The organism is Amycolatopsis sp., assembly GCF_035276945.1.
Classification (GTDB): domain Bacteria; phylum Actinomycetota; class Actinomycetes; order Mycobacteriales; family Pseudonocardiaceae; genus Amycolatopsis_E.
The window spans coordinates 1-6,158 of sequence record NZ_DATELF010000006.1; the positions used below are offsets into that span (position 1 = coordinate 1).

Genomic DNA, 6,158 nt, shown 5'->3' on the forward strand with positions numbered 1-6,158 from the left:
GGACAACCGAGCCCCCACCGACACCACCGCAACCGCCCCCGGCGTCCGCCACACCTGACGCGAAAAAAGATCCGGCACCAACGCCGTCCCGGGCGCGGCGGCCGTGGTGTTCCAGGTGTGCGCGACCTGCTCACGTTCGGCCGGCGTGAGGATGTCCACGGCGCTCAGCCGGACCGCGGGATCCACCCCGACCTGGCGGAGCACAGCCACCAGCCGGTCGGCGAAGGCGACGATCGTGGGCTCGTCGAACAGGTCCAACGCGTACTGGATGCTGCCGGCGAGTCCACCGCCGTCCGCGTCGCCACGCTGTCCGGTGACGGTGATCGACAGGTCGAATCGGGCCGGAACGGGCACGTCCGCCGTCATCGGCCGCACGTCCACGCCCGGCAGGTCCCACTCCCGTTCAGGCAGGTTCTGCAGCACGAGCATGGTCTGGAACAGTGGGTGGCGGGCCAGTGATCGGGTGGGCGCGAGCTCGTCCACCAGCCGCTCGAACGGCAGATCCTGGTGGCCGAAGGCGGCCAGGTCCGCTTCCCGCACCCGCTCGAGCAACTCGGCGAAACTCGGATCGCCCGACGTGTCGGTGCGCAACACCATGGTGTTGACGAAGAACCCGACCAGGTCCTCCACCGCCTCATCCGCGCGCCCGGCCACCGCGGTGCCCACCGGGATGTCCGTGCCCGCCCCCAGCCGGGACAACAGCAGCGCGAGCGCCGCATGGAGCACCATGAACGGCGTGGCCGAGCCGGTGCGGGCGACCACGGCCAGCCGGACGTGGGTTTCCGCGTCGACCTCGAACGACACCGTGCCCGCGCGTTCCGAGGCCACGGCAGGCCTGGCCCGATCGGTGGGCAGCGCCAGTTCCTCCGGCAGCCCGGCCAGTGCCGCACGCCAGTAGTCGAGCTGGGCGCTGAGCACGCTCGCCGGCTCGTCCAGCTCGCCGAGCACGTCGCGTTGCCAGAGCGCGTAGTCGGCGTACTGCACCGCGAGCGGCGCCCAGTCCGGCGCGGCGTCCGCGCACCGGGCGGCGTACGCGGTGCGAAGATCGCGAGCCAGCACACCCATCGACCAGCCGTCCACGGCGATGTGATGGGCGACCAGCACGAGCACGTGGTCGGTGCTGGAGACGGTCAACAGCACCGCCCGCCACGGAGGCTCCGCGCCCAGGTCGAACCCGCGGCCCGCCCACGCGGCCACCGCGGCGGGCAGCTCGCCGACGGTCGTGTCCTGCGTTCGCAACGCCGGGCGCACGTCCAAGACCTGCTGGTACGGTATGCCGTCGACGGCCGGGAAAGCCGTGCGGAGGCTCTCGTGCCGGTCGGCCACGTCGCACAACGCCGCTTCGAGTGCCGCCGCGTCCAGGGCCCCGGTCATCCGCAGCACCAGCGGCACCCCGTGTGCCGTACCCGCGCCTGCCCCGGCCAGCTGATCGAGGAACCACATGCGCTGCTGGCCGAAGGACAACGGCACCCGCTCGGGCCGCGCCCCGCGGGTCAGCGGCGGACGTGCGGCCTCATCGCGGGTCAGGTCGACCAGACGCGCCAGCCCGGCCGCCGTCGGCGCGGCGAACACACCACGGATGCTCACCTCGGCCGCCAGCACCGACCGGATCCGGGCGATCAGCCGCATGGCCAGCAGCGAGTCCCCGCCCAGCGCGAAGAACGAGTCGTCGGCGCTCACCCCGGCCACGCCCGTGATTTCGGCGAACAGTCCACAAAGGACGGCCTCGGTGGGGGTGGCCGGACCGCGCCCCGTCCCGGCGGCGAACTCCGGCGCGGGCAGCGCCGCCCGGTCGAGCTTCCCGTTGGGGGTCACGGGCAACTCGTCCAGCACCACCACCGCGGCGGGAACCATGTACTCGGGCAGCGTCGCGCCCGCGAACGCGCGCAGCGCCTCGGCGTCGACACCGCCCGGCGCGGGCACGACGTAGGCGACCAGCCGCTTGGTGCCCTCATCCGTGGCATGCACGACGACCTGGGCGACATCCTGATGCCCGGCCAGCACGGTCTCGATCTCGCCGAGCTCCACCCGGAACCCGCGGATCTTCACCTGGTTGTCCACCCGGCCGAGGTAACTCAGCTCGCCGTCCCGGGTCCAGCGCGCCAGATCGCCGGTGCGGTACATCCTCCCACCCGGCACCCGACCACCACCCCCCACGGAGGCGCTTCGCGCCGCCGCGTCGGAGGGGAACGGGCAGGCCACGAACCGCTCGGCGGTCAGCGCGGGGCGACCGGCGTATCCCCTCGCCAGCTGCCGTCCGGCCAGGTACAGCTCGCCCGCCACGCCGGGCGGCACCGGCGCCAGGAACTCGTCCAGCACGTAGACCCGGCTGTTCCAGGCCGGGCGCCCGATCGGGACCCGGCCGCTCGGGTGCGGGGCCGCGCAGTTCCAGGCGGTGATCTCCAGGGTGGCTTCGGTGGGGCCGTAGAGGTTCAGCAGTTCGGCGTCCAGCCGCGCGTGGAACTCCGGGACGAGTTCGGCGGGCAGGGCCTCCCCGCCGTTGATCACCCGGCGCAGCCCGGAGCAGGCGCCCTCGGGAAGAGACTGCAGGAAGGCGGCCAGCATGGACGCCACGAAGTGCACCACGGTGATGCCGTGCCGTTCGATGGCGCCGACGAGGTACGCCGGTTCGCGATGCCCGCCCGGCCGGGCCATGACCAGGGTGGCGCCGGCGAGCGCCGGTCCGAAGAGCTCCCACACGGACAAATCGAAGCTCATCGGGGTCTTCTGCAGCACTCTGTCCTCAGTGGACAGTGGGAACTCGTGCTGGGTCCACAGCAGCCGGTTCACGAGCGACCGGTGGCTGATCACCACGCCCTTGGGTCTGCCGGTCGAACCGGACGTGTAGATCACATACGCCGGGTTGCCCGCGCGCAGCGGCACCTCGGGCGGGGTGGCCGGGCAGGCCGCGATGGCCGCCCGTGCCGCCGGGTCGCTCCACAGTTCCGGCGTGAACACCACCGCGGGATCGCTGTCGCCCAGGACGTACTCGATCCGCTCGGGCGGATAGTCCGAGTCGACCGGGACGTAGGCCGCCCCCGCCTTCAGCACGCCGAGCAGCACCACGAGCAGGTCCACCGAGCGCTCCAGCAGCACCGCGACCCGCGCTTCCGGGCCGATCCCCTGGCCGGTCAGCCAGTGCGCGACGCGGTTCGCCCGAACCTCCAGCTCCGCGTACGTCAGCGACGCCGACTCGTCCAGGACCGCCACCGCGTCCGGGGTCCGCCCCATGCACTCCGCGAGGAGCGCGGGCAGCGTCGTCACCGGCACCGGCCGATCCGTGGCGTTCCACCCGTGCACGACCAGCGCCCGCTCGGCCGGGTCCAGGACGTCCAGTTCGCTCAGCCGGACGCCGGGATCGGCCACGATCCGCCGCAGCACGCTCGCCAGCCGGCCGGCCAGCACCCGCGCGGTGGCGGCGTCGTAGAGGTCGGTGGCGTACTGGAGGATTCCGGCCAGGCCGGCCGGTTCCCCGGTGCCGGAGTGCCGTTCGTGCAAGGTGACGGACAGGTCGAAGCGCGCGGCGGCGGTCTCGTCGGTGCGGACCGGCCGCACGGTCAGCCCGGGCAGTTCCCATTCCGCGGCAGGTAGGTTCTGCAGCGTGAGCACGACCTGGAACAGCGGGTGCCGGGACAGCGACCGGGCCGGGGCCAGCTCGTCCACCAGCCGCTCGAACGGCAGATCCTGGTGGGCGTAGGCGGCGAGATCGGTCTCCCGCACCCGGGACAGTACCTCCGCGAAACCCGGGTCACCGCTGACGTCCGTGCGCAGCACCAGCGTGTTCATGAAGAACCCGGCCAGTTCGTCGAGCGCCTTCGCCCCGCGCCCGGCCACCGGAGTGCCACACGGGATGTCGGTACCCGCACCCAGGCGGGACAGCAGCATCGCCAGCGCCGACTGGATGACCATGAACAACGTCGCCGAGCCGTCCCGTGCCAGCCGCACCAGGCGCTCGTGGGTGTCCGCGTCCACCTCGAACGGCACCGTGCCGCCGCGGTACGAGGCGACGGCCGGACGGTGTCGATCAACGGGGAGAGACAGCTCCTCCGGCAGCTCGGCGAGTGCCTCCCGCCAGTACGCGAGCTGCGCGCTCAGTTCGCTGTCCGGGTCCTGTGCCTCGCCCAGCACCGCGCGCTGCCACAACGCGAAGTCGGCGTACTGCACCGGCAACGGCGCCCAGTCCGGCGCCGCACCGGCGCTCCGGGCGGCGTACGCGGTCCGCAGATCCCGCGCCAGCACACCCATCGACCAGCCGTCCACCGCGACGTGGTTCGCCACGATCATCAGGACGTGCTCGGCCTCGGCCAGCTCGAACAGTTCCGCCCGCCACGGCGGCTCGGTGGCCAGGTCAAAGCCGCGTGCCGCCGCGTCGGCCAGTGCGCCGGCCAGGGTCGCCTCCGAAACCGGGCGGTTCGCCAGCGTCGGCCGCCCCGCGACGCCGTCGAGCACCTGTTGCCGGGGCACACCGTCGCGCGCCGGGTACACGGTGCGCAGGACTTCGTGCCGGTCGGCCACATCCGCCAGCGCGGCGGCCAGCGCCGGCACGTCCAGCGCACCGGTCAGCCGCAACGCGAGCGGCACGTTGTAGACCGCCCGCGCACCGGCGGTGTGGTCCTCGAACCGGTTGAGGAACCACATCCGCTGCTGGCCGAAGGACAGCGGCACCTGCTCGGGCCGCTCGCGTGCCATCAGCTCCGTGCGCGGCACGCCCCGGCCCGTCTCCACCACGCCGGCGAGACCGGCCACGGTCGGCTCGGCGAACAGGTCACGGATGGTGATCCCGACGTCGAGCGAGTCCCGGACGCGCGCGATCAGCCGCATCCCGAGCAGCGAATCGCCGCCCAGCTCGAAGAACGAGTCCTCGACACCCGGCCGCTCCACGCCGAGCAGCTCGGTGAACAGTCCACAAAGGACACCTTCGGCCGGGGTGGCGGGACCCCGGCCCTGCCCGGCGGCGAACTCCGGTGCGGGCAACGCGGCCCGGTCCAGCTTTCCGTTCGCGGACACCGGCAACGCGTCCAGCACCACCACCGACGCGGGGACCAGGTGCTCCGGGACCCGCTCCCTGGCGTAGGCGCGCACCGCCGCCGGATCGACCGCGACACCGTCGGCGGCCACCACGTAGGCGGCCAGCCGGCGGGTCCCGGGCCGGTCTTCCCGCGCCACCACCGCGGCACGGGCGACGCCGGGACAGCCTGCGAGCACCGCCTCCACCTCGCCCGGCTCCACGCGGAACCCGCGGATCTTCACCTGGTCGTCGGCGCGGCCGAGGTAGATCAGCTCGCCGTGCGGCGTCCAGCGCGCCAGGTCGCCGGTCCGATACATCCGGCCGCCGAACGGGCAGGCCACGAACCGCTCGGCAGTCAGGCCCGGGCGCCCGAGGTAGCCGCGCGCCAGCCCCCGACCGCCGACATACAGCTCCCCCACCACACCCGGCGGAACCGGCTGCAGCCGTGCATCCAAGACGTAGCAACGGGTATTGGGATCCGGCACCCCGATCGGCACCGCGCGGTCCCACCCGGGCTCAGCCTTCCACAGCGTCGAGTTCACCGTCGCCTCGGTCAAGCCGTAGGCGGCCAGCAGGTTCACCCGCCCGGCCCAGCGGTTGACCAGGTCTGGCGGCACCGTCTCGGTACCAACCAGGATCGTGGATCCCTCCGGGAGCTCGCATTCCGGTGGCAGCGCCGAAACCAGCGACGGCGGCAGGATCATGTGCGTGATCCCTTGCTCGTGCAGGAAATCCGTGAGCCGCTTGTCCGGTACCCGCACCTCGTCCGGCGCGATCACCAGCCGCCCACCGACGCAGAGCGCCATCACCAGCTCGAACACCGCGACGTCGAAGCCGACCGAGGCGAACTGCAGCACCGTGCTGTCCGGCCCAACCCCCATCCGGTCGACCGCGGTCGCGACCAGGCTCGCGATTCCCTCATGGGTGACCACGACGCCCTTCGGCCGCCCGGTCGAGCCCGAGGTGTAGATCACGTAGGCTGCGGAGTCCAAACCGATCGGTCGGTTTTCGGCGGCTACGCTGGCGTCGGCCAGCATGAAGTCGATCCGTTCCTGAGGCAGTCCGGTATCTACCGGCAGGAACGCGGCACCGGCCTTGAGCACCCCAAGGACCTCGACCATCCAATCAACCGAGCGCGGCAGCGCGATCG

At 72.6% G+C, this 6,158-nt stretch carries 1 protein-coding gene; it reads right to left on the minus strand.

The genetic code is table 11. From position 1 onward, the window contains the following. On the minus strand, positions 1 to 6,129 hold a 6,129-nt coding region (locus VJT49_RS00820; RefSeq protein WP_324162093.1), incomplete at its 3' end, for a non-ribosomal peptide synthetase. Between the last annotated feature and the right edge of the window lie 29 nt (positions 6,130 to 6,158).